1 pseudogene is annotated in these 408 nt (G+C 48.5%); it reads right to left on the bottom strand.

Annotated features, from left to right (window positions below):
- Nucleotides 1-408, bottom strand: a pseudogene (locus ACWPKD_RS15250) (hypothetical protein); the annotation flags it as partial.

Genomic DNA, 408 nt, shown 5'->3' with positions numbered 1-408 from the left:
AGTCATTGCGGTGTTAATACAAAGCGTTCTGTTAACACCTACAGCAATCGTATTTAATGGGTTTACCGTGATGGTGCCCGTAGCTGTAGCCGGTGGACAACCTCCGGTAGTAGTTACCGTATAGTTGAACGTTCCTGCAACTGTTGGTGTTCCGCTGATGGTAGCTGTGTTAGCTGCCCAAGAACCGGTTACCCCTGCAGGAAGTCCTGCAAATGTAGCTCCTGTAGCGCCTGTAGTAGCTAAATTGATCGTTGTAATTGCAGTATTAATACAAACCGTCTGGCTCGTTCCCGCTGCAATAGTATTTAATGGGTTTACTGTAATAGTGCCCGTAGCCGTTGCAGCAGGCGTACATCCTCCTGTTGTAGTTACCGTATAGTTGAACGTTCCAGCCGCCGTTGGCGTTCC

The organism is Flavobacterium pedocola (assembly GCF_053764385.1).
Note: the sequence above shows the minus strand (reverse complement) of the source record. Positions and strands in the feature narration are given on the sequence as shown.